The following is a 21,965-nucleotide window of genomic DNA, read 5'->3' on the forward strand; positions in this document are numbered from 1 at the left end:
AGGAGCACCAGCTATGCCTGAACCCACTGAAGAAAAACTTTCCTATCGCCTGATTACAGGCCCGGATACCCGTGATTTCTGCGAGCGGATCCACAACGCCCTCGCCGAGGGCTACGTGCTCCACGGCAGCCCTGCAGCCACTTTCAACGGTACAGACGTCATTGTTGCCCAAGCAGTCGTACTCCCCGCGGCTATCGCCAATGCCGATGCCGCCGTTGCGACTGCAGTGGACCAGCTTGAGAACTACGACGACGAAGCATTCGAGGGCCACGCATGAGCTACGCAGGTGACCTGACCCCGAAGGATGCGTGGGCCAAGCTTGAAGCGGGTGCCATCCTGGTGGACGTCCGCACCGAGGGCGAGTGGGCCCACATCGGCATCCCGGACACCAAAGCCACGGAGAACGATCCCCTGTTCATTCAGTGGAACCTCGCCGGCGGCATCCCCAACTCCCGTTTCATCGAGGATTTGCGACAGCAGGCCCCCGAGGACGACAGCGTCGAGCTGGTGTTCCTCTGCCGTTCCGGTCAGCGCTCCATCTCCGCCGCTATCGCCGCAACGCAGGCCGGCTTCACTGCCTACAACGTCCTGGAGGGCTTTGAAGGAGAACCGGACCGCTACGGCGAGCGCACCGTCAACGGCTGGAAGAACCGTGGCCTGCCGACGAATTTGGGGACCGAGTAAATGACCTTCAATCCCGACGCCGCCGGCTGGAGCCCTGATACCCAGGCCGTCCGCGGTGGTCTTGACCGTACTAATTTTCAGGAAACCTCCGAACCCGTTTTCCTGAACTCCGGCTTCGTCTACGAATCCGCCGCTGCTGCCGAGCGCGCTTTCACAGGTGAGGACGAACGTTTCGTCTACTCCCGCTACGGCAACCCGTCCGTCGCAACGTTCCAGGAGCGGCTGCGCCTGCTCGAAGGAACCGAAGCGTGCTTTGCGACGGCGTCAGGTATGTCCGCGGTCTTCACTGCTTTGGGTGCCCTGCTGGCTGCCGGCGACCGCGTGGTTGCTGCCCGTTCCCTGTTCGGCTCCTGCTTTGTGATCCTTAATGAGATCCTGCCGCGGTGGGGCGTGCACACGGTCTTCGTGGATGGCCCGGATTTGGAGCAGTGGGCTGCCGCGCTTTCGGAGCCCACTACCGCGGTCTTCTTCGAGTCTCCGTCCAACCCCATGCAGGAGATCGTGGACATCGGCGCGGTCAGCGAACTGGCGCATGCCGCCGGGGCGACTGTGGTGGTGGACAACGTCTTTGCCACACCCCTGCTGCAACGCTGCGGTGAGCTGGGTGCCGACGTGATTGTGTACTCCGGCACCAAGCACATTGACGGCCAGGGACGCGTCCTTGGCGGTGCCATCCTGGGCACCAAGGAATTCATCGATGGCCCGGTCAAGCAGCTTATGCGGCACACCGGTCCTTCGTTGTCCGCGTTCAATGCCTGGGTGCTGACCAAGGGCTTGGAGACCATGGGACTGCGTGTGAACCACAGCTCGGCATCCGCGTTGAAGATCGCAGAGTGGCTCGAGCAGCAGCCCGCCATCAGCTGGGTCAAGTACCCGCTGCTGAAGTCTCACCCGCAGTACGAGCTAGCAGCGAAGCAGATGAAGGCGGGCGGCACCGTGCTGACATTTGAGCTATCTCCTTCGGCCGGGCGTTCAGCCAAAGAGGCTGCGTTTGCCTTGCTCGATGGCCTCCGTGTCATTGACATCTCCAACAACTTGGGCGACTCCAAGTCCCTCATCACCCACCCTGCCACCACCACCCACCGGGCTATGGGACCGGAGGGGCGGGCGGCGATCGGGCTTTCCGATGGTGTTGTCCGCTTGTCCGTAGGGCTTGAAGACGTGGACGACCTCATCTTGGATCTGGAGAAGGCCCTCAAACAGGTCTAACCCCGCTGCCACGAGCGGGAACCATCCCGTTTCCAAGGGACGCTTCACGGCCCTCAACCGTTTCGCAACCGTTTCCGCCATCCGCACCAGAGGTAGCTGGCGCGGATGGCGGAAATCGGAGCATCAAAAGGTGCGAAGGGGCGCGGCGGGCGTGGCCGGCACGCGCCACCCTCCCGCAACTCCTGCGTCAGTCTTGGAAGTACTCGATCTTCGCACCTATGGTGTTCAGTCGCTCCGCAAGGTCCTCATAGCCGCGCTCGATCACGTAGATGTTGCGCAGCTCGGAGGTTCCCCTGGCAGCCAACATGGCCAGGAGCAGGCAGGCCGCGGGACGCAGAGCGGGTGGGCAGCCAATCTCTGCAGCACGCCATTTAGTGGGACCGTTGACGTAGATCCGGTGCGGATCCAGCAACTGCACCTGGGCGCCCAGCTTGTTGAGTTCCGTCAAGTAAATGGCACGATTCTCGTAAACCCAGTCGTGGATCATGGTCTGGCCCTCGGCGTTGCCCGCGATCACTGCAAAGAACGGCAGGTTGTCGATGTTCAGCCCAGGGAACGGCATGGGGTGGATCTTGTCCTGCGGGGCGTGGAGTTCCGAAGGCTTGGTAGTGACGTCTACCAACCGGGTGCGCCCGTTGCGCGCCATGTACTCGCCGGAAACCTCGAGGTTCTGACCCATCTGCTCCAGGGTGGCGAGTTCAATTTCCATGAACTCGATGGGAACCCTGCGGATGGTGACCTCTGAGTTGGTCACAATGCCGGCGGTGATCAGGCTCATGGCCTCAATGGGGTCTTCAGACGGGAAGTACTCAATGTCCACATCAATGGCGGACCGTCCCGTGATCTTCAGCGTGGTGGTTCCTACACCGTCGATCTCCACACCGAGGCCCTGCAAGTAAAAGCAAAGGTCCTGCACCATGTAGTTGGGGCTGGCGTTCCGGATGATGGTGGTGCCCTCGCGGTGGGCGGCCGCCATGATGGCATTCTCCGTTACGGTGTCGCCGCGTTCGGTCAGCACGAAGGAGCGATTGAGATCATCGGCGGGAGGTGCAGTCACGGAGTAGAAGCCGGACTTCGCCTCTACCTCAAGGCCGAACTGGCGGAGCGCCTGCATGTGAGGCTCCACCGTGCGCGTTCCGAGGTCACAGCCACCGGCGTAGGGAAGAAGGTATTCACTGGTTTCGTCCAGGAGCGGACCCAGCAGCATGATGACGCTACGGGTTCGACGGGCGGCGTCCACGTCCATGGACTCAAGATCCAGGACCTCGGGGCGACGTATGCGGAGGTCGCTGCCGTTGAGCCAGGTACATTCCACGCCGATGGAGGTCAGGACCTCAACTATCCTGTTGACTTCCTCGATCCGGGCCAGCCGGCGCAGGGTGGTGGTGCCACGGTTGATGAGGCTCGCACACAGGAGAGCCACGCCGGCGTTCTTACTGCTGTTCACGTCCACTTCGCCGGAGAGGGTCCGGCCGCCCTCCACACGGAGGTGGGTCATCTGCGGCTTGCCCACTTTGACGATGGAGCGCCCAAAAATGGCTTCGAGGCGCTCAATCATCCGGAGGCTGAGATTTTGTTTGCCCTGTTCCATCCGGGCGATTGCGCTCTGGCTGGTTCCCAGTTCAGTAGCCAGCTGCCCCTGCGTCCAGCCTTTTTCCCCACGGGCATCGCGGAGAAGTTGGCCTACATGTTCGGCGGTAGGTTGCGTCATAACCAAAAAATATCACAAGTGAGTTAGAACTGGCGAGCAGATTACCGATTCAGCGGTCCACGTCACACAATACCCGTCCTGTGCGATATAGCGCACAACCTCGGCCGCTTGCCTTGGGCGAACGCTTTCCCCAATATTTTCAGGGGCAGAGCTCCCCATTGTGCCTCAACGAGGGTTGGCGAAGGATGTATGGGAAAGCTCAGGGGGAAATATGCCTTTCTACGGCGCCGACGTCGATCAACTCAAAGCACTATCAAAAACCCTTGCCAGCGGGGCTTCGCTGCTGACCAACCGCGCCCGGGAGCTTGACTCCTTGATCGCACAGGGCGGCTTTTGGCAGGGGCAGGATTCCAAACGATTCGCCTCCGATTGGCAGGGCCGTCTACGGCCGTTGCTTGAACGGACCTCGCGAGGATTGGAAGAAGCATCCAAGTCCGTGCTTACCAACGCAGACGAGCAGTCGAACGCGTCTACCGAGGGTTCTGGGGGCAGCTCAGGGAACGGCAGCGGGAACCACTCAGGCAACCCGGCAGTCGACGCCACCACCAAGGCCACCGACCCCACCCAGCCCACACCCCAGGAGATCCTGGACCAGTACCAAGTCAGTGACGCGGAGACTACCAACTGGCCGGGCGACTGGGATCCGCTGCGATTCGTGGTGGACCAGAAGGTAGTGACAGAGAAGGAAGCGGAACTCTTGAACGGCCTGGGACCATTTGAGCTGAACGCCTTCAAGGGCATTCACGACGACGCTTTCAGTGTTGCCGATGAGCGCTTCCCCAGCGAAGATCGCAACGATGACCAGAATGACGCCTTCCGCCACGCCTACTGGAACGCCCTCATGGTGAAGGAGTTCGGCGCGGACTGGGCCGAGGACTACGCCACCGCCCACGAACAGCTCCCCGGAAATCCGGCTCCACGTGAAGCAATGGATCTGTACAACAATGAAGTTGGACGCAACGTGGCCATCGCCAATCCGGACGCCAGTGCTGAGGAGCTTGCAGACTTGATCGAGGAAGCCGTCAATAGCGGAGACACAGTTGTGGTGGGGCCTGACCTTGTGCCGCACCCATCAAACCAGGTCCCCGCTGACCAGACCGGCGACGCCGGCAATGCCGAGCCCGCCCCTGGTGAAGATCCAGAGTTCAATGACGAGTCCAGGACTACTTCATGAGTCTTCCTGCGACCACTAATTTACGACGCCGCCCCAAGTCTTCAGCGCTTCGCGTCACCATCAACACCTTGCTCACCTTAGCTCTGGCCTGCGCCTTGGCCGCTTGTTCCCTCGGAGGATCCGCCATGCCCGAAACGAACGATCACCTCAACAATCAGGTCCTGGAGTCTGCCAGGAACGGCACGGCGCTCAAGCTGGCCGATGCCACGGACTTTGACTGGGACCAGGCAGGTTTCGTCACGTCCGGAACCCCGGCCAAGGACATCGAGGAAACCTTTGGGGAACCCCTCACCAAGGAGAGCCGCTACACGGCTTCACCGGCTCTCTTCGTCTTCCTGAAAGACGGGAAAGTAACCAAAGCGGTCCGCATTGTCCCGGACGCCTTCTCCGGGGCTGACGCCAGGAAGAAGTACGGCCGGGACGTGGTGCTCACTCCGCCGGAGGGGCAGAAGGGCTTCCTTAACTGGCGGGAGTAACCCGCCAATCGTTAGGCCCGCCAGTACCCCAACGCATCAATCCGGTGCTTATCCAGGCCGAGTTCTTTCCTCAGGTGCTTGACGATTGCCCGCGTACTTGATGCTTCGCAGGCGATCCAGAAGAAGTCGCTCCCAACCGAGACCGTGTTTGCCGTGAGCGCAGCGCAGACTGCCTCCACCAGCGCGGCACCGTCGCGTTTACGCGGAATCCAGGTGACGACGTCGGAATCGGAGGTACGCACCTCAAGCGAGGGGTCGGCGTCGTGCTGGTATTCAAGCCAGGCCGTCACGGGAGCCGCGTTTGCAGCATCACGCTGCCGCTCGTCAAGCAGCGAGTTGATGGCAGGAATGGAAGCGGGATCGCCCACTACCCAGATCCGGCGCGGGGCGGGCTGTGGGAAAGCGAAGGAGCTGCCTTGGACGGTGGCATCGATCGAGTCGCCGGGCTGCACTGAGCGTGCCCAATCCGCAGCAACGCCGTTGTGCATGGCGAAGTCCATGCTGAACGTGCCGTCCGCAGGTGATGCGTTGACCAAGGTGTAGGCGCGTTGGTGGGCCTTCCCGGAATCGTTGAACCAGAGCCGGATCCACATGGTGGGATGCAGTCCGCTGCGATCCAGGAGTCCGCCGTCCCGCACGTGCACGCGGAGGAAGTCCGGGGTGATCTCTTCACTCCCCGTAACCTCCAGAGTGAAGTCCTTGGCGCCCATGACTTTGAGGACGACGCCTTCCCAATTGCGCTTCAAGCAACACTCCTTCACGAATGTCCACGATTTGTGAACGCGGCCAAAGCCATTTATCTTGAGCTTAAGTAAGCCTAACCTAACCTCGAAAGCGGCCAGAGATTATGACGCCTGCCCCGACGCACCATGCCGCCCCGGCAGGCGGCTCCGGAACGTACCGGGATCAGTGGGGAATCCCGCAATTATGGGCCGATTCAGCCGATGAACTGGCCTTTTTGCAAGGGATGAACGCGGCCACAGACCGCTCCTGGCAGATCGAGTTGGAGCGATGGCGATCGGAAGGCCGCACGGCCGAGATCCTGGGTGCCGAAGCCGTACTCTGGGACCGTTTTGCCCGGCAAGCGCGGCTGGATGACACCGCGCGTCGCTGCTTTGAGAACCTCGACGCCGGCACTCAACGCTGGTGCGGACAGTACGTGGCAGGCGTCAACCAGGCGTTGACGGGCGGCAATCGGGGCGGACCCGAGTTTGAAGAATCCGGTTGCGAACCCGAGCCATGGAATCCGTGGACCCCGCTCGGCGTCTTCCTGGTGCATCACATCCTCTTCTCCACGTTCCCCAACAAGCTGTTCAGGGCCCACGTGGCACGGACACTCGGCGACGACGCCGTGAACTTGTTCAGCATCGAAGCGCCCGTTTGGTCAGGCAGCAACGCGTGGGCCGCCCACGGCTCCACCACCGTCAGCGGCCTGCCACTGATTGCCGGCGACCCCCACCGCCTCATGGAACTTCCCGGCGTTTACCAGCAGATAAGACTGGCCTGCCCCGAGTTCGACGCGATCGGATTCGCGTTCCCCGGTGTTCCCGGCCTCCCCCATTTCGCCCACACCGGCACCACCGCCTGGGCCATCACCAACGCCATGGCCGACTACCAGGACCTCTTCGTCGAGGAGTTGCGCCGGGTCAGCGATTTCGCCGGTGAGCGCATCGAGGCGCGCGGAGCGGAAGGCTGGGAACCCGTCGTCGTGAGTTCCGAAACCATCACCGTCCGCGGCGGTGAAGTGGTGTCCGTTGAGATTGTTGAAACCGCGCGCGGTCCGGTCATCTCTGAAACGCCCGACGGCGGCGCGCTGAGTTTGCGTTTCCCGGCCAGGGTTGAAGGGCGGCTGGGTTTCGAGGCCCTCCTGCCGTTGCTGCGAAGCCGGAGCGTTTCCGAGGTGGAAGCCGCGTTCGATGCGTGGGTGGAACCCGTCAACAGTGTGCTGGCCGCGGACGTTTCCGGGTCCGTCCGGCATTTCGTTGCCGGGTTGGTACCCCAGCGGAATCCGGCCAACCGGCGATTGCCCGCTCCAGCTTTCTCCGTCCGCCACGAGTGGGAGGGACAGTACGTGGTCCTGCCCCGCACCGAGGTCAAGCAGTTTGCCGTGAGCGCAAACGACCGCCAAGCAGGCGGCGGTGATGCCGTAGCCATGGAGTTCGCGCCCGCGCACCGTGCCCTGCGGATCAGGGAGCTACTGGAATTGGCTCCCAAGCATCTGTCCGTGGACACCATGCAGGCCATCCATATGGACACCTTGCTGGGCCCGTGGCCGTTGTTCCGCTCTGTGCTCTCCGGCCTGGACGCCGAGGACCTGTCCAGGGAAGCCAAGGAGCTGCGTTCGCTGTTGTTGACATGGGCTGGCCTGATGGATGCAGGCAGCCACCAAGCCGCTGTCTTTGCAGCCTGGCGTGGTGCCATCGTCCAGCGCCTGGCACGGCATTCCGCGATGGCTCCCCTGAATGAGCCCACCGGGTACTCGCCATTATTCGGGCCGTGGTTGTCCGTTGAATCCCGCATTGGCTTCGCCTTGGAGACCCTGCTGGTTCGTGGCTCCGAACTTGGCATCAGCGTAGGAGTGGAAGCTGCCGCAGCGCTTGAAGACGTCGCGTTGGAAGAGTCCATGCTGAACGGCGCGTCCTGGGGTGACCGGCATAAGCTTCTGGCCGTTCACGTCCTGCCCCGACCGCTGGCGTCATCGGCGCCCACTGCTGACCTCAGCGGGGACACCGGCTGTGTTCTGTGCACCGAGAGCCTCCCTGGCGTAGAAGACCGAAGCTTCCGTGGCCCCGTAGCCCGTTACGTCTGGGACCTGGCTGATCGGCGCAACAGCCGTTGGATCGTGCCTTTCGGCGCTTCCAGCACTCCGGGCCACCAACACTTCTCCGATCAGCTCCCGCTCTGGGCCGAGGGGCAACTCGTCCCGGTGGTCACTAACTGGCCTGAGCTGACCAAAGACAATCCCTGACCTGACCCGTTCCCCGCACTGCTCCAGCATTACTCCCGCATCAGACCCCATCAGCCCCGAAGGAAGCCATGACCACCACCACCCAGGACTTCTCTGTCCGTACCACCATCTACTCCGAAGACCTCGACGGATGGGGTGCGCTGCGACTTGTCCCGCTGGTTCCCGCTGAGGACATCGACCTCATCTTCGAATGGGTCACCCAGCCTCGTGCCAAGTTTTGGGGAATGACGGAGAACTCCAGGGAAGAAGTTCAAGGGATTTACGAATTCCTTGACTCGTTGGAGACCCACCACACGTTCCTGGCTCTGCTGGATGGCGAGCCGCTGGCCCTCTTCCAGACCTACGAGCCACTGCACGATCCCGTGGGGGAGGCCTACCCCGCCCGCGAGGCGGACATCGGCATGCACCTGCTCCTGGCCCCCGCCACACGGCCCATTCCGCATTTCACCCCGCGGCTGGGCACATCCCTGATCAAGTACATGTTCTCCTTGCCCGGGAAGGACCGGATTGTGGTGGAGCCGGACTCCCGCAATGCCAAGGCACTCCGCCGTCTGGAAGCGACGTGCTTTGAGCTTGGTCCCATCATTCAGCTCGCTGAGAAGGAAGCCCAGTTGGGGTTCCTGACGCGCGCAGGCTTCGATGAGATCCAGGAGCAGCAGTCACCGTAGCCACCTCTGAAAAGCGAAGTGCCGCCGGCGCCCCCAACATGCCGGTGGCACGCTTGGTGCCCAGCTCGCCAGCGCCCTACAGCGCTAGCGCCAGACGAAGCTCCAGGTTCCCGCTCCCACGGCCGTCAACACCGCAGCTGCTGCGATGACAAGTCCGCCGAGGACCACCCACACGTCCAGCATCGAGTATGTGGATTCACGTGCCCACGTCCGTTGTCCGCCGCCGAAACCGCGCGCTTCCATGGTCACTGCCAGCCGGGAAGCCCTCCTCACGGCCTGAACCAAGAGACCGAAGCTCTGGCCCAGCGTGGCTTTCAGCCGTTGGAACGGGCTGCCTTGGGAACCCACTCCGCGCGCACGGCGGGCCATGCCGATAGTCTGCCACTCCTCAGCCATAAGCCCCACCAGCCTCATCGCGGCGAGGGAGCCCAGGACAAACCGGTGCGGCAGCTTTGCCTTCTGCGCCAAGGCATCAGCCAAGTCGGTGGGATCGGTGCAGGTCATCAGCAAAATGGCCGGCAACGCAATCGCCAAACCGCGCAGCATGAAACCGAGCCCCAGCTCAAGGGAACCTTCGCTGATGGACCAGAGTCCAACGTCGAGCAGTACAGCGCCACTGTCCGCGGCCACAATCGCAGTGCTCCAGCCGCCGAACGCTGCCGCGATAATCAGGGGCCAGGCCCGCTGCCACAGAAGCCTCAGCGTGAGGCCGGCCAGAGGGAAGAGCGCCAGTTCCGCAAGGAGCGCTGTGGAGGCCGAGACCCAGTCGATGGACAGGGCCAGCACCAGGGAAATAAGGAAGACGGACACGAACTTAACCAAAGGGTTGGCTTTGGTCAGGAGTGCATGGTTTCCGCGAATATTGAGCGCATCCCTCATGCTGCACCGGCTTCCTGGTGCGTGGCTTCACCCTGTTGGACGGGGCCGAGCCGCAGTTCCGTTCCGCCGAGTACGGCACTGAATTCCTGATCGTGGGTCACCGAGACCACCGCGGTTCCGGCGTCCAGCAACTCTGAAAGGAACGACGCCAATTCCGCCCAGGTATTGGCGTCCTGGCCGAACGTTGGCTCGTCAAGGACAAGCACTTTCGGGTGAGCCGCGAGCACTGTGGCTACCGAAAGCCGCCGCTTCTCCCCGCCGGACAACGTGTACGGGTTGGCATCCACCAGATGCGTCAGCCGCAACCGCTCCAGCAGTTCGTCCACTCGGTCCTCGCCATGGCCCAAATGCTTGGGACCAAACATGAGCTCATCCATGACGTTGCCTGTAACGAACTGGTGCTCAGGTTCCTGGAACACCGTGCCGATGCGGGAAATCAACTGCTCGGCTTTCCACTTGTACGGGTCAATGCCAGCGCCCTTGGAAAGGTCGACGGCGGCACTCACCTTGCCGTCCACCGGCGCTAGAAGGCCAGCCAACGTGAGCGCGAAAGTGGACTTGCCGGCACCGTTCGGGCCCGTGATGGTCAGTGCCTGGCCGGCCCTGACCTGTGCACTGATGCCCGTTTGAACCGGCACGGGAGGGATGGTCTTGAAGCCCTTGCGTCGTGGCTTTTCCCGGGAAACGGCTAGGTCCTGCGCCGCGAGGAGGAGCTGCGCGGTGTGGGGCTCGTTCCGCCGTTCGCGGGTTGCCGGGACGTACCCCGGCACCCAGACGCCGGCTGACATCAGCATGGTGCGGGCTTCTGAAAGAACCTGATCCGGCGGCCCGTCCAAGAGCACGCCACCCGTTCCCGAGCCGCCAGTACCCGGCGCCGCCGAGCCCGGCTGCAGGACCACGATCCGGTCCACAAGGTCCTTCCACACGGACACGCGGTGTTCCACCACAACAAGCGTGGCGCCGGTCTTGTCCAGACACCGGCCTACCGCGTCACGGACCTCCAGCACCCCTGCCGGATCCAGGTTGGCTGTTGGTTCGTCCAGCAGGATCAGACCGGGTTGCATCGCCAAAATACCGGCCAGTGCAAGGCGCTGTTTCTGGCCTCCGGAGAGTGCCGCCGTCGGGTGATCCAACGCCAGACCGCCGCCGGCAGCGGTACGCAACCCGACGTCGTCGAGCGCTTCATGGACACGCGACCAAATTTCATCCCGGGGCACGGCAAGGTTCTCGGCGCCAAAGGCAACATCGTCCCCAACCCGGGACAAGACCACCTGCGTTTCGGGGTCCTGCTGCATCAATCCTGCGCAGCCAAGGTGCTCACGGGGCGCGACGCCGTCAATCAGCAGCGAGCCGGTCTCATCCGAGTCGTCTTCCTCATCCCCCAGCACCCCGGCGAGGGCATGCAGGAGCGTGGACTTGCCGGCACCGGAAGGGCCCAGCAGCAGCACACGCTCCCCCGGTTCAATCCGAAGATCGAGGCCCTGAACGGCGGCTTGGGCCCGGCCGGCATGCCGCCACCCCCAGCCGTCGGCTGAGATGGCAGCGGGCCGCACCATGCCGCTTTGCGTGGCCGACATCAGTTGAAGACTGGCTCCGAAGCGGCCTTGCGGGAGGCGAAGGAGCTCAGTACACCGGTCTTGGCCAGGCCTCGCGTCGCAACCCAGGAGATGGCACCCGCGATGATCGCGCCGGAAATCGTGGTGAAGGTGATGTACGCCAGCTTGTCCACGGCTTCGTAGGCGATGTTCCAGCCCCACGGCAGGAAGGAGTCGTTCAAGCCGCAGAAGAGCCCCGCACCGGCGCCCGCGAGGAACGCCGTGGGCAGGTTGAACTTCTTGTACCGGAAGGCGGCAAAGATGAGCTCGGCGCCCAGACCCTGCAGAATGCCGGAGATGAGCACGGTAGTGCCGTACTGCGAACCCATGATCAGTTCGCCCGTGGCTGCCACAGCTTCACAGAACAGTGCGGCACCCGGCTTGCGGATAATAAGCATGCCCAGGACCGCCGGGATCATCCAGCCGCCGGCGATCAGGCCGGTGAGCGGCGGATACGTCGCATTCATGGGGATGGACACCAGCGCCGCGCCCTGGGACCATGCCCAGAAAATCACGCCGCCGGCAATGGCGATCAAAGCCGCCACAACAATGTCTACAACACGCCAGTTATAACTGGTCTTCTTCACGTTTACCGTGGTCATTTTCTGCCTCCTGAGGTTACAGGAGGGGAAAGTGCTCCCCGGAATCCAAGTGGCCTGCGCCATCCGGATCCGGACACTCTGAGAAGCTCGACTCCCTTGCGCCGGTACTAACCGGATCAGGTTCGAGGGTCTGCGGCTGTCCGCACTCTCAGCGCCCTCGCGTCTCCTGCATCTCTGCAGAGTCCGACGGCGGCGCTCCCCTGTCGTTATCAAATCTGCCCTGATGGGCTGGTTCAGTTTACACCTCAGTCTGCGGCGGGTGCTGGTCCGTTGCCGGCATGCGGTCACAATCGGCCGTGGTGGTGTGCGTTGCGTGGCGCCCGTGTGCGTTGCGAGGCCTGCTCTACGCCCTCCACCCCCGTTTTGCCACGCTCACCAGGCCCCACAACCAGAACCTGAGAGAATGAACCAGCAGACTTCACCGCGGCAAAGGGGCACATTTCATGACAGACCTTCCCACCACTGACATCACTGTGCCCCAACCACGTTTAGCCGCCAGCGTCATCCTGCTCCGTGATGCCTCGGACGGGCTCGAAGCCTTCGTCCAGCACAGGGTCAGCACCATGGACTTCGCTGCCGGCATGGTGGTCTTCCCGGGAGGACGCGTGGACTCCACGGACGGGTCCGGGTGGGACTACCCCGAGGAGCTGCTTGAACGTCACGCGGCAGACTGGAACCAGAGCTCCATCGGCGCGGAGCCGGGCAAAGCAGCGAGAAACGCCGGGACAATCCTCACTGCAGCCATCCGCGAGGTCCAGGAAGAGGCCGGGCTCACCATCGAGGCCTCCCACCTCCGCCCGTGGGCCAACTGGATCACCCCAACAGACATGCCCAAGCGCTTCGACACCTACTTCTACATTGCCAAGCCCTCTCCGGGAGCTACTCCCCAACACCAAACCACTGAGGCCTGGCAATCACTGTGGATGCCCGTGGCAGAGATTCTTGCAGCGGAAGCGGCCGGCTCTTTGAAGCTGATGCCTCCCACGTATTACCTGCTCAAGGAGATTGCCGGGTTCCGAACAGTAGACGAAGTTTGGTTGACCCAACACCACGTTGTTCCTGTACTGGCGCCGGTTGGTTCCATGGCTGCGTTCCTCAAGGAGCGGGAAAACCGCCGCTAACGCTTGAGCAGACCTTAGCCAGCTAGGCTGGGAGCATGAATCTCTTCTTCAAGCTGATCGGTGCCGGAGTGAGCCTCGGAGCAGGCTTTGTGGGCACCAAACTCGTCAACAAGGGCTGGGAAAAGGCCACGGGCAACAAGCCACCCCTGGGTAATGACGACATGGAGGCCAGCCTGCGTTCGGCATTGACCTTCGCACTGATCTCCGCTTTCGTCAGCACGCTTATTCAGGTTCTGGCGAGCCGCGGCACCCAGCGTGCCATCTCGCGCTTCGCCAAGAGCCACGACATCGTCTAGGCATCCGCCGAAGAAGCAACGCCGGAGTCACTTCTGGCCCATTCCGATTGGGTTTAGGGGCCAGAAGTGACCCCGCGTTGCTTTAACGTTCCGACGGTTCCTGGCCGGCAGCCGCCCTTTGGACCACGGCCTCCAGTTCATCCTTGGTGAGCTTCTCGCGGTGTCCATGCTTGGTGCGGTAGGCGGAGCGGCCAACCATGTGGGCGGACACGGGTGCTGTGAGAAGCTGGAAAATCCAAGCCACCAACAGAACCGGCCACACCCACCAGGTCCGCATCTGGAGTCCTATCGCGGCCAGCATGAGGAACAACCCCAGGACCTGCGGCTTGGTGGCTGCGTGCATGCGGCTCATGAGGTCCGGAAATCTCAACAAGCCAATGGCTGCGCCAAGGGACATTAGCGCCCCCACCACCAGGAATACTGCGGTGACAGCATCGATCACGGCATCAAGGCCGGCGGCGTCAGGACTCATTGCTCTGTTCCCTCCGCTCGGCGACGAACCGGGCTACAGTCACCGAGCCAATGAACCCGATCACCGCCAGGGCTACCAGCAGCATCAGGTTGTTCAGATGCTTGTTTAAAGCCATGTCGATTGCCAGGGCGGCACCCAGGATGGCGAGCAGTACATCCGATGCCAGAACACGATCCAGAAGGGACGGACCGATCGCGATTCGGACAATCGCACCAGCGGCGGCCAGACTGAGGATCACGGCGGTAACCACCAGGACTACTTCCTTCACAGCGCAGCCCCTTCCAGCCCCGGACGTTGTTCGGCTTTGAGTGCCTCGACTTCTTCGCGTGTACCCATAATGCGGATCAGTCCTGCTTCAATGTGTTGGGTTTCCTGACGAATTTTGTCGATGTCCGCCTCTTCATAAATGTTGAGTGCGTGCAGATACAGCGTGGAAGTGGAGCGGTCCACCTCCACCACCAAGGAGCCTGGGATCAGCGAGATTACATGACCGGTAGCGGTCACCATGAGGTCGGAATGGCTCCGCAACGGAACGGCGACGACGGCGCTGCGAACCTTGGGTCCTTTGGCTACTGCCAGATACAGCACCAGGAAGCTCGCTGCCACCACTTTGGCGAGGAACATCAAGGCAAAAGGTATGGCGCGCAGGATGTTGAACCTGCCGCTGAGCTCCACGGGCGGAAGGTAGAAGAACTTGGCCACGAGCACGGCAATCAGGGCACCGAACAGGAGGTTGCCCGGACTGAAGTCCCGCCACAACGCACCCCACACAATCACCAACCAGATGAGCAGTGGCAGTTCAGTGCGGAACGAGATCGGTTTACGGCTCATTTGGCATCACCCGTCCCGCGCATCATCCGTTGGGGTTTGATCGTTCTGCGTTTCATCAGGCTGTGCCAGTGGCGGCACCACAACTGAATCTCCCAGTACCGAGTGAATGTATGCCGAACGGTCCAACATGATTCCGGCGGAGCCGTCAGCAACCTTGAACAGCGGGCCCGCGAAGACCGTCAGGGCAACGCCGAACACCACTAGTCCAGCCGTGGACCCCACCATGGTCCGCGGAAGCACTCCCACGTTTCCAGGAGTCTTCAGCACGGGGTCCGGATACTCAGCGTCTTCCGGCTTGCGCCAGAACGCCCTGTTCCAGACGCGGGCGATTGCCAGCAGGGTCAGCAGGCTGGTCACCACGCCACCTACCACAAGCACGATCGCCAGCGGCGTTCCCAACTCCACACCGGCTTGCAACAGCCCCAGTTTTCCCAGGAACCCGGAGAACGGTGGAATGCCTGCCAAGTTCATTGCGGGAATGAAGAACAGCAAAGCCAACAGCGGTGAAAGCTTCGCCAAGCCACCCAAACGGTCGATGGAGGAGCTTCCACCACGCCGCTCTATGAGGCCAGTGACCAGGAACAAGCTGGTCTGGACGGTGATGTGGTGGGCCACGTAGAAGACTGCGGCGCCCAGCCCGGCCACGGAGCTCATGGCCAGGCCAAACACCATGTAGCCGATATGGCTCACCAACGTAAAGGAGAGGAGACGTTTGATATCGCTCTGGGCGAGGGCACCCAGAATTCCGACAATCATGGTCAGTAACGCCACCACCATTAGAGGGACGTTGAGGGTGTCACCCGGGAACAGGAGTGTTTCCGTGCGGACCATTGCGTAGACACCCACCTTGGTCAGCAAGCCCGCGAACACGGCCGTCACTGGGGCGGGGGCGGTGGGATAAGAGTCCGGAAGCCAGAAGGACAAGGGGAAGACAGCCGCCTTGATGCCGAACGCCACCAGCAGCATCACGTGCAGGAGGTTCTGGGTGCCTTGATCCAGTTCCGCCAACTTGATGGCCAGGTCCGCCATGGTGATGGTTCCGGTGGCCCCGTAGATCATGGCAATCGCAATGAGGAACAGCACCGACGACACCACGGAAACCACCACATATGTGACACCAGCACGGATACGCGGACCCGTTCCGCCCAGCGTCATCAACACGTAGCTTGCCGTCAGCAGGATCTCGAAACCGACGTAGAGGTTGAAGAGGTCACCGGTGAGGAACGCGTTGGACACACCTGCCACCAGGATTAGATACGTGGGGTGGAAGATCGAGACCGGGGCTTCCTGATCGCCGTCGGCCATACCCTGGCCCGTTGCGTAGATCAACACCGCAAGGCTCACCACGGTGGAGACCACCAGCATGAGCGAGGAGAACTGGTCCACCACCAGGACCACGCCCCACGGCGGCAGCCATCCACCCAAAGTGACTGAGGTGGTGCCCCCGTCCCAGACGGAGATCAGGAGCAGGCATTCGAGCAGGAGTGTCGCACTAAGAATGCCAATGCTGACTACCCGCTGGGCGGTGTGGTGGCGGATCAGCAGGAACGCCAGAGCAGCACCCAGAATTGGCAGAAGGACAGCTAGCGGCGACAGGTTTGCGAGATTCACGCGCTGCCTCCTTCCTGGGTTGTTGCCGTGTTGGGGGTCTCCGTGGCGTCCTGTTTTTCGGGGTTCGCCGGGCCTGCGGGGGTGACCGCGAACTCGGAGGTTTCCAGCGGGACAATGGCATCGTCCTCGGCATCAAAGCTCGGCGTCTTGGCCACGCGCACGTCTTCGAGGTCATCCTGGATCTCGTCCTGACGGGCCAGGACCCAGGTGCGGTAGATGATGCCCAGCATGAAGGCCGTCACGGCGAAGGAAATGACGATCGACGTCAGGATTAGTGCCTGCGGGAGCGGATCGTTGTACGTTTCCGGGTTCGTTTCCTTGCTGAACAGCGGAGCAAGGCCTGCATACCCTCCGGTGCTCAGGATGAGGATGTTGGTGGCATTGGCCAGCAACATCAATCCCAAGAGCACGCGCGTAAGGCTGCGTTCCAGGATCAGGTAGATGCCGCAGGCGTACAGCACGCCCATGACGATCAACAGGGTCAGGTTGATGCTCATGGGTTAACCTTCCCGAGCGCAGCGGACTCGGCGGCCTCGTGGGCCAGCTCAGGATGTTCGGCGGCATCTTCCTCCGCAAGCGGCGCGCCTTTACCTTCAAAGTGCTCGTCGATTTCAGCACCGAGGCTCCGGAGGACGTCGAGCGCCAACCCCACAACGACGATGTACACGCCGATGTCGAAGATCGTGGACGTGACGAACTTGACGTCACCAAAGACCGGTAGCCAGAACTCGATGATTGCGCTCTGGAACACCTGCCCCCCGAGGAACAGCGGGACCACACCGGAGGCTGCCGCCGTCGCAAGTCCCGTCCCTAAAAGCGTGCCGGCACTGATGGTGGCGGCCTCACTCAACTCGAACCGGCCCCCGGCGAGGTAGCGGATGGTGAGGGCGAGTCCGGCGGTGAGACCGCCTGCGAACCCACCGCCCGGCAGGTTATGTCCGGCCAGGAGGAGATAGATGGAGAAGACGATCATCGAGTGGAAGATCAGCCTGGTCACCACCTCAAAGATGATGGAGCGTCGCTCCGGCGCAAGCGTCCGTCCCGCCACCAACCACGCGTCGCGGGTGACATCGGTGAACTTCTTGGCAACGGCCAGCGTGGCGCCGTCGCGCGAATCGCGGTCGACGCCGGTGCGACGCCCCACGCTGCCTTCCGGCACGGCCTCCGAAGTCTTGATGCGGTCGCCGCGGCTGCGGACGAATATCAGGCTGGCAACGCCTGTGGCCGCAATCGCCAACACGGAGATCTCGCCGAATGTGTCCCAGGCTCGGATGTCCACGAGGGTCACGTTGACGACGTTCAGACCACCGCCGCCTTCGTAGGCCAATCGGGGGAAATCAAGCGAAATGGGAGTGGCCACGCGGGCGCCCATGGCGTAGATTGCCACGAAGATCATGGTGATTCCGAACGCCGCCCCGATGATCACGCGGATCACCCGGAGTCGGCCGCCGGTCCTGTCCCTAAGCTCTGCGGGCAGGCTGCGCATTGCCAGCACGAACGCCACCAGCACAATGGTTTCCACCAGCATTTGGGTCAGGGCGAGGTCCGGGGCGCCCTGCAAGGCGAACATCAGTGCGATTCCATAGCCGGTCACGGACACCATCAGAACGGCAAGGAAGCGCTTGTTGGCGCGGACGGCGGCCAGCGCACCCACTACGATGCCAGCTCCAGCCACCAACTGCAGGGGGGAGTTCGGGTCGATGAAGTACATACCGTCCGGCAGGGGCTTGTTCGCCACAATCAACGCCGTCAAAGGGACCGCGAAGGCAACCGTGAGGATCACCGCAAGGTAGAAGTACAGGGAACCACGCTGTGTGCGGCCGGTGACCCAGACAGCAACGTCGTCCAGGGCGCCGATGGTGTTCTGGTAGGCCCTGTCGCCATCCACCCAGTCCGGAACCAGGCTTTGCGCCCTCGAAACGAGGTTTCTCCAATAAAACATCGCGAAACCGGCCGCGAACGTCAGCGCAGTCAGGCCCAACGCCGGCGTGACACCGTGCCACAGAGCCAGATGTCCGGCGTCGACCGCGTCTGGACGATCGGCAAACAACGCCGCGTAAGGCTGGATCCATGTGTCTACGGGGGCCGGCCAAAGACCGATACCGATGGTGAGCATGCTCAGGATGGCCGGGGCGGCAAGGAACGCGGGCTTAATCGGTTTGAAAGGTGTCGGTTCAACACCCGGCTTAACGGCAAACGCGCCCCACATGAAGCGGACGCTGTAGGCGAAGGTGAGGATGGAACCGATGACCAGCCCAATCAGGATCCAGATGCCCCATGCCGGAGCATGATCTCCGGTGCCGTAGTGGACGAATGCCTCCAAAACCGACTCTTTGGCCACGAAACCAGCCAGCGGCGGCACGCCGGCCATGGACGCGGCGGCAACGCCGGCAACTACTCCGAGCGCCCGCGAAGAACGGAAAACTCCGGATAATTTGCGGATGTCGCGTGTGCCGGATTGGTGGTCGATGATACCCACCACCAGGAACAATGCCGCTTTGAAGAGGCCGTGGGCCAGCAGCAACCCCAGCCCTGCGAGTGCAGCATCCGGCCGCCCCAGACCCACCACCATGGTGAGGAACCCGAGCTGGCTGACGGTTCCGTAAGCAAGGATGAGCTTGATGTCGGTTTGGCGAAGCGCACGGTAGCCACCAACCAGCATGGTGGCCAGGCCCAACCCCAGAACCATCGGAAGCCAGAACTCCGACGTCGAAAAGCCCGGAGCAAGGCGCGCCACAATGTAGATACCGGCTTTGACCATCGCCGCCGCGTGCAAATACGCGCTGACAGGCGTGGGAGCTGCCATAGCGCCCGGCAGCCAGAAATGGAACGGGACAAGCGCCGATTTGGTCACCGCGCCAGCCAGAACAAGTACGACGGCGGCAGCCACCGCTCCTTGCATTGGTCCGCTCATGAGCGTCCCGGCTTGGTCCAAAATCTCTGAAATCCGGTATGTTCCTGCAGCTTGGCCCAAGATGATGAGGCCCACGAGCATGGCCAACCCACCAGCGGTGGTGACCATGAGAGCCTGAAGCGCCGAACGGCGTGCAGCCAAACGGGTGCGCGCGTATCCGATCAGCAGATAGGACAGGATGGTGGTGAGCTCCCAGAAGATGAACAGCATCAGCAAGTCATCGGAGGTCACCAAACCGAACATTGCGCCGGCAAAGGCGAGGAGTTGAGCTCCGAATCCGCCGAGGTCCGCGTCCTTGTTCTTGAAGTAACGGGCGCAATAAACCAACACCAAAGATCCAACGCCGAGGATCAGGAGTGACATCACCCAAGCCAAGGGATCCATGCGGAAAGCGAGTTCAAGCTTAAGGGTGGGGATCCATGGAAGGATCTCTTCCATGGCTCCACCGGAATATGCAGCCTCGTACTGGAAGAGCAGCCAGATGAAGGCGCCTGCGGGTACCGCCGCGAGGGCGTAGAACGCGTTTCTGCCGAGTTTGCTGAAGATCAAGGGCGCCACAGTTGCCGCTACAAAGGTGATGGCGAGAACTGTGATCACTGTTATCTCCGCAAAGTCAGGAACATATTGTCAAAAGTTGGAGCAGGCGGTTATTCGTTGGGTTCGGTTTACCCAGTTTATCAAGGCAGACTGACTGTTTTGGGCATCGGACCCCGTCTGCGCGCATGGCTTAAAGCCGCGTTCTCCACATACCGGTCTGTCATACCCCCACCACCTTCCGCGCCCCTATAGCATTCAAGTTATGAACGCGGCCGCAGTTCCCGAAGCCTCCCACCCAACGTCCGAGCTTGCCTCGGGACCCGTGGCCTCCAAAAAGGCGCAAATACTCGCTTGGGCCTCTTGGGACTGGGGCTCGGCGGCCTTCCAGGCAGTCATGACCACCTTTGTTTTCACCGTCTACTTGACGTCCAATGCCTTCGGCGGGGAGGACGCTGCCTCGGCAGCCCTCGGTGCCGCCCTGGCTATTGCAGGCCTGGCCATTGCCCTACTAGCTCCCGTCACCGGCCAGCGCTCCGACGCCGGAGGGCGCCGCAAGCTATGGCTTGGCGTCAACACCGCCGCCACTGCCGTCCTTACCGCGCTGTGCTTCTTCGTTTTCCCACAGCCCGAATTCCTGCTCCTCGGCGTCTGCCTGATAGCACTCGGCAACGTCTTCTTCGAGTTTGCAGGCGTGAACTACAACGCCATGCTGGCCCAGATCTCAACCCCAAAGAACATTGGCAGGGTTAGCGGCTTTGGCTGGGCCATGGGGTATCTCGGAGGAATCGTGGCGCTCCTCCTTGTCCTGCAGCTGTTTGTCCAGCCCTCCTTTGACTGGTTCGGCTCATCCACACAGGACTCCCTTAACATCCGCCTCGTTGCCATCTTTTCCGCCCTGTGGTTCTTCATCTTTGCCCTGCCCGTGATGTTCGCCGTTCCGGAAGTATCCGTGAAGAAAGACACGGCGTCCTCAGGTTTCGTGGGCTCCTACAAACTGCTGTTCCGCCGCATCGGGGCGATCTACAAAACCAGTCCCCACACCATCTACTTCCTACTGTCCAGCGCAATTTTCCGCGACGGCCTTGCGGCCGTGTTCACCTTCGGCGGCGTCATCGCCGCCGGTACCTTCGGCTTCGAACTCAAGGACGTCATCTTCTTCGCTATCTTCGGCAACGTAGTAGCGGCTGTCGGTGCCATCTTCGGAGGGTTCCTGGACGACAGGATCGGGCCCAAGTCCGTCATCATCCTCTCCTTGGTTGGCCTCCTGGTCGCCGGCACAGCCATCCTGGTTCTCGGCAACGGCGACTACTTCTTCTTCGGAAATGATTGGCCCGGGACCGCCACGTTCTGGGTCTTCGGCCTGTTGCTCTGCTTGTTTGTGGGACCGGCCCAATCGTCTTCGCGGGCCTATCTGGCAAGGCTCGCCCCCGCTGGTGAATCCGGAGAACTCTTTGGGCTTTACGCCACAACGGGCCGGGCAGTCAGCTTCCTCGCCCCCACGCTCTTCACCCTGTGCATCACCATCGCCTCGCCGCTAGTCGCAGAAGGTGAAGCCCAACGCTGGGGCATCCTGGGAATCATGGTGGTGCTACTTGCAGGCCTCTTGGTGATCCTGCCTGTGAAGCCACCAACCAAGGTGGAAATAGCTGTGGTCCCTGAGCGTTAACTACATTGGACTGGCTGAGCATGAACGCCGTACCAGACCCGTACAACAGAGTTAGGGTGGAGCTATGAACGTGGATGAGACTGAACTCCCGGGCCTCGGGATCCGCAAGGATTTCGTCACGGCCTCGGGCCGTCGCATCGGTGTGGTGGAACTTCGTGAGGGTGAGACAGAACTTTTCGTGTCCACCTGGGACGATCCTGACACCTGCCAGGCATCCATCCCGTTGACAGCCGATGAAGCGTCCACACTGGGGAACCTCCTGGGCGGCCAACACATTGCCATGCGCTTGGCCGAGGAACACCGGGAGATACCGGGCATCGTCACTCGCCAGTTCTCCATTACACCTGAATCGCCCTTCGCCAACCAGCCCATGGGGAAGGCACAGATCCGCACACGCAGCGGTGTGTCCATCGTGGCGATCATGCGCGAAGGCGAGGTGGTCCCGTCGCCGGCTCCCGACGTCGTACTTCACACCGGCGATTTGCTCGTAGCGGTCGGCACGCAGGAAGGTCTTGACTCGGCAGCCGACATCCTCCGCAACGGCTGACCGG

General features: G+C 62.1%; 22 protein-coding genes and 1 riboswitch. Of the genes, 11 read left to right on the plus strand and 11 right to left on the minus strand.

Annotated features, from left to right (window positions below; genetic code table 11):
• The first annotated feature begins 13 nt into the window (after positions 1-13).
• The 3 genes from J7I86_RS13465 to J7I86_RS13475 are packed head-to-tail and all read left to right on the plus strand — an operon-like array spanning position 14 to position 1,893.
• Positions 14-277, plus strand: a complete 264-nt coding sequence (locus J7I86_RS13465) for a DUF1737 domain-containing protein (protein ID WP_214820565.1) — start codon at positions 14-16, stop codon at positions 275-277.
• Positions 274-684 carry a rhodanese-like domain-containing protein gene (locus J7I86_RS13470; RefSeq protein ID WP_214820567.1) on the plus strand — a complete coding sequence of 137 codons (411 nt, stop codon included), beginning with the start codon at positions 274-276 and terminating at the stop codon, positions 682-684. Before J7I86_RS13465 ends, J7I86_RS13470 begins: the two co-directional genes overlap by 4 nt.
• Positions 685-1,893: an O-succinylhomoserine sulfhydrylase gene (locus J7I86_RS13475; protein ID WP_214820569.1), complete on the plus strand. Its 1,209-nt coding sequence runs from the start codon at positions 685-687 to the stop codon at positions 1,891-1,893.
• A 187-nt stretch (positions 1,894-2,080) separates the two neighbouring features.
• On the opposite strand, the gene J7I86_RS13480 is transcribed toward J7I86_RS13475, so the two are convergent.
• Positions 2,081-3,604: a UDP-N-acetylglucosamine 1-carboxyvinyltransferase gene (locus tag J7I86_RS13480; protein WP_214820571.1), complete on the minus strand. Its 1,524-nt coding sequence runs from the start codon at positions 3,602-3,604 to the stop codon at positions 2,081-2,083.
• A gap of 211 nt (positions 3,605-3,815) precedes the next feature.
• Here J7I86_RS13480 and J7I86_RS13485 point away from each other — a divergent pair, with 211 nt between their 5' ends.
• Both J7I86_RS13485 and J7I86_RS13490 read left to right on the plus strand, forming a co-directional pair.
• Positions 3,816-4,778: a WXG100 family type VII secretion target gene (locus J7I86_RS13485; protein ID WP_214820574.1), complete on the plus strand. Its 963-nt coding sequence runs from the start codon at positions 3,816-3,818 to the stop codon at positions 4,776-4,778.
• Positions 4,775-5,254, plus strand: a complete 480-nt coding sequence (locus tag J7I86_RS13490; RefSeq protein ID WP_214820576.1) for a hypothetical protein — start codon at positions 4,775-4,777, stop codon at positions 5,252-5,254. The genes J7I86_RS13485 and J7I86_RS13490 overlap by 4 nt, the downstream gene beginning before the upstream one ends.
• Before the next feature lie 11 nt (positions 5,255-5,265).
• Here the strand turns inward: J7I86_RS13490 and J7I86_RS13495 are convergent, their stop codons facing one another.
• Positions 5,266-6,000, minus strand: coding sequence for a siderophore-interacting protein (locus tag J7I86_RS13495; RefSeq protein WP_214820578.1), 735 nt, complete (start codon positions 5,998-6,000; stop codon positions 5,266-5,268).
• A 101-nt stretch (positions 6,001-6,101) separates the two neighbouring features.
• Between J7I86_RS13495 and J7I86_RS13500 the strand changes: the two genes are divergently transcribed.
• Positions 6,102-8,222, plus strand: a complete 2,121-nt coding sequence (locus J7I86_RS13500; protein ID WP_214820580.1) for a penicillin acylase family protein — start codon at positions 6,102-6,104, stop codon at positions 8,220-8,222.
• A gap of 68 nt (positions 8,223-8,290) precedes the next feature.
• On the plus strand, positions 8,291-8,890 hold the full coding sequence (locus J7I86_RS13505) for a GNAT family N-acetyltransferase (protein WP_214820581.1): 600 nt from the start codon (positions 8,291-8,293) through the stop codon (positions 8,888-8,890).
• Between the two features lie 84 nt (positions 8,891-8,974).
• Here the strand turns inward: J7I86_RS13505 and J7I86_RS13510 are convergent, their stop codons facing one another.
• Genes J7I86_RS13510 through J7I86_RS13520 form a run of 3 tightly spaced genes read right to left on the minus strand, consistent with a single transcriptional unit; the run spans position 8,975 to position 11,966 of the window.
• Positions 8,975-9,769 carry an energy-coupling factor transporter transmembrane protein EcfT gene (locus tag J7I86_RS13510; protein ID WP_214820582.1) on the minus strand — a complete coding sequence of 265 codons (795 nt, stop codon included), beginning with the start codon at positions 9,767-9,769 and terminating at the stop codon, positions 8,975-8,977.
• Positions 9,766-11,346 carry an ABC transporter ATP-binding protein gene (locus J7I86_RS13515; protein ID WP_214820583.1) on the minus strand — a complete coding sequence of 527 codons (1,581 nt, stop codon included), beginning with the start codon at positions 11,344-11,346 and terminating at the stop codon, positions 9,766-9,768. The genes J7I86_RS13510 and J7I86_RS13515 overlap by 4 nt, the downstream gene beginning before the upstream one ends.
• Positions 11,346-11,966 carry an ECF transporter S component gene (locus tag J7I86_RS13520; RefSeq protein ID WP_214820584.1) on the minus strand — a complete coding sequence of 207 codons (621 nt, stop codon included), beginning with the start codon at positions 11,964-11,966 and terminating at the stop codon, positions 11,346-11,348. The genes J7I86_RS13515 and J7I86_RS13520 overlap by 1 nt, the downstream gene beginning before the upstream one ends.
• A gap of 75 nt (positions 11,967-12,041) precedes the next feature.
• Positions 12,042-12,178: riboswitch (TPP riboswitch) on the minus strand.
• 231 nt (positions 12,179-12,409) lie between these two features.
• On the opposite strand from J7I86_RS13520, the gene J7I86_RS13525 reads away from it, so the two are divergent.
• Both J7I86_RS13525 and J7I86_RS13530 read left to right on the plus strand, forming a co-directional pair.
• A complete protein-coding gene (locus J7I86_RS13525) occupies positions 12,410-13,087 on the plus strand; it encodes an NUDIX domain-containing protein (protein ID WP_214820585.1) in 678 nt (225 codons plus the stop codon).
• 35 nt (positions 13,088-13,122) lie between these two features.
• Positions 13,123-13,383, plus strand: coding sequence for a DUF4235 domain-containing protein (locus J7I86_RS13530; protein WP_214820586.1), 261 nt, complete (start codon positions 13,123-13,125; stop codon positions 13,381-13,383).
• A gap of 82 nt (positions 13,384-13,465) precedes the next feature.
• Here J7I86_RS13530 and mnhG read toward each other — a convergent pair whose 3' ends face one another.
• From mnhG to J7I86_RS13560, 6 genes are read right to left on the minus strand one after another with little or no spacing between them, the layout of a single operon-like run.
• Positions 13,466-13,855 carry a monovalent cation/H(+) antiporter subunit G gene (gene mnhG / locus J7I86_RS13535; protein ID WP_214820588.1) on the minus strand — a complete coding sequence of 130 codons (390 nt, stop codon included), beginning with the start codon at positions 13,853-13,855 and terminating at the stop codon, positions 13,466-13,468.
• Complete coding sequence (locus tag J7I86_RS13540) at positions 13,845-14,123, minus strand: monovalent cation/H+ antiporter complex subunit F (RefSeq protein WP_214820590.1); 279 nt, start codon at positions 14,121-14,123, stop codon at positions 13,845-13,847. Before J7I86_RS13540 ends, mnhG begins: the two co-directional genes overlap by 11 nt.
• On the minus strand, positions 14,120-14,686 hold the full coding sequence (locus tag J7I86_RS13545) for a Na+/H+ antiporter subunit E (RefSeq protein WP_214820592.1): 567 nt from the start codon (positions 14,684-14,686) through the stop codon (positions 14,120-14,122). The genes J7I86_RS13540 and J7I86_RS13545 overlap by 4 nt, the downstream gene beginning before the upstream one ends.
• A gap of 6 nt (positions 14,687-14,692) precedes the next feature.
• Positions 14,693-16,297: a Na+/H+ antiporter subunit D gene (locus J7I86_RS13550; protein ID WP_214820594.1), complete on the minus strand. Its 1,605-nt coding sequence runs from the start codon at positions 16,295-16,297 to the stop codon at positions 14,693-14,695.
• Complete coding sequence (locus J7I86_RS13555) at positions 16,294-16,794, minus strand: Na(+)/H(+) antiporter subunit C (RefSeq protein ID WP_214820596.1); 501 nt, start codon at positions 16,792-16,794, stop codon at positions 16,294-16,296. Before J7I86_RS13555 ends, J7I86_RS13550 begins: the two co-directional genes overlap by 4 nt.
• Positions 16,791-19,808 (minus strand): Na+/H+ antiporter subunit A, encoded by a 3,018-nt coding sequence (locus J7I86_RS13560; protein WP_214820599.1) that lies wholly within the window; start codon positions 19,806-19,808, stop codon positions 16,791-16,793. The genes J7I86_RS13555 and J7I86_RS13560 overlap by 4 nt, the downstream gene beginning before the upstream one ends.
• A gap of 202 nt (positions 19,809-20,010) precedes the next feature.
• On the opposite strand from J7I86_RS13560, the gene J7I86_RS13565 reads away from it, so the two are divergent.
• A complete protein-coding gene (locus J7I86_RS13565; protein WP_214820602.1) occupies positions 20,011-21,414 on the plus strand; it encodes an MFS transporter in 1,404 nt (467 codons plus the stop codon).
• A 64-nt stretch (positions 21,415-21,478) separates the two neighbouring features.
• Positions 21,479-21,961 carry a cation:proton antiporter regulatory subunit gene (locus tag J7I86_RS13570; RefSeq protein ID WP_024818355.1) on the plus strand — a complete coding sequence of 161 codons (483 nt, stop codon included), beginning with the start codon at positions 21,479-21,481 and terminating at the stop codon, positions 21,959-21,961.
• The last annotated feature ends 4 nt before the right edge of the window (positions 21,962-21,965 follow it).

This window comes from Arthrobacter sp. ISL-95 (assembly GCF_018613695.1).
Taxonomy (GTDB): Bacteria; Actinomycetota; Actinomycetes; order Actinomycetales; family Micrococcaceae; genus Arthrobacter.

Bases quoted from the DNA above. Each gene is read 5' to 3' on its own strand.
- J7I86_RS13465 (WP_214820565.1), top strand. From the start codon at position 14: ATGCCTGAACCCACTGAAGAAAAACTTTCCTATCGCCTGATTACAGGC.
- J7I86_RS13470 (WP_214820567.1), top strand. From the start codon at position 274: ATGAGCTACGCAGGTGACCTGACCCCGAAGGATGCGTGGGCCAAGCTT.
- J7I86_RS13475 (WP_214820569.1), top strand. From the start codon at position 685: ATGACCTTCAATCCCGACGCCGCCGGCTGGAGCCCTGATACCCAGGCC.
- J7I86_RS13480 (WP_214820571.1), bottom strand. From the start codon at position 3,604: ATGACGCAACCTACCGCCGAACATGTAGGCCAACTTCTCCGCGATGCC.
- J7I86_RS13485 (WP_214820574.1), top strand. From the start codon at position 3,816: ATGCCTTTCTACGGCGCCGACGTCGATCAACTCAAAGCACTATCAAAA.
- J7I86_RS13490 (WP_214820576.1), top strand. From the start codon at position 4,775: ATGAGTCTTCCTGCGACCACTAATTTACGACGCCGCCCCAAGTCTTCA.
- J7I86_RS13500 (WP_214820580.1), top strand. From the start codon at position 6,102: ATGACGCCTGCCCCGACGCACCATGCCGCCCCGGCAGGCGGCTCCGGA.
- J7I86_RS13505 (WP_214820581.1), top strand. From the start codon at position 8,291: ATGACCACCACCACCCAGGACTTCTCTGTCCGTACCACCATCTACTCC.
- J7I86_RS13510 (WP_214820582.1), bottom strand. From the start codon at position 9,769: ATGAGGGATGCGCTCAATATTCGCGGAAACCATGCACTCCTGACCAAA.
- J7I86_RS13515 (WP_214820583.1), bottom strand. From the start codon at position 11,346: ATGTCGGCCACGCAAAGCGGCATGGTGCGGCCCGCTGCCATCTCAGCC.
- J7I86_RS13520 (WP_214820584.1), bottom strand. From the start codon at position 11,966: ATGACCACGGTAAACGTGAAGAAGACCAGTTATAACTGGCGTGTTGTA.
- J7I86_RS13525 (WP_214820585.1), top strand. From the start codon at position 12,410: ATGACAGACCTTCCCACCACTGACATCACTGTGCCCCAACCACGTTTA.
- J7I86_RS13530 (WP_214820586.1), top strand. From the start codon at position 13,123: ATGAATCTCTTCTTCAAGCTGATCGGTGCCGGAGTGAGCCTCGGAGCA.
- mnhG (WP_214820588.1), bottom strand. From the start codon at position 13,855: ATGAGTCCTGACGCCGCCGGCCTTGATGCCGTGATCGATGCTGTCACC.
- J7I86_RS13545 (WP_214820592.1), bottom strand. From the start codon at position 14,686: ATGAGCCGTAAACCGATCTCGTTCCGCACTGAACTGCCACTGCTCATC.
- J7I86_RS13555 (WP_214820596.1), bottom strand. From the start codon at position 16,794: ATGAGCATCAACCTGACCCTGTTGATCGTCATGGGCGTGCTGTACGCC.
- J7I86_RS13565 (WP_214820602.1), top strand. From the start codon at position 20,011: ATGAACGCGGCCGCAGTTCCCGAAGCCTCCCACCCAACGTCCGAGCTT.
- J7I86_RS13570 (WP_024818355.1), top strand. From the start codon at position 21,479: ATGAACGTGGATGAGACTGAACTCCCGGGCCTCGGGATCCGCAAGGAT.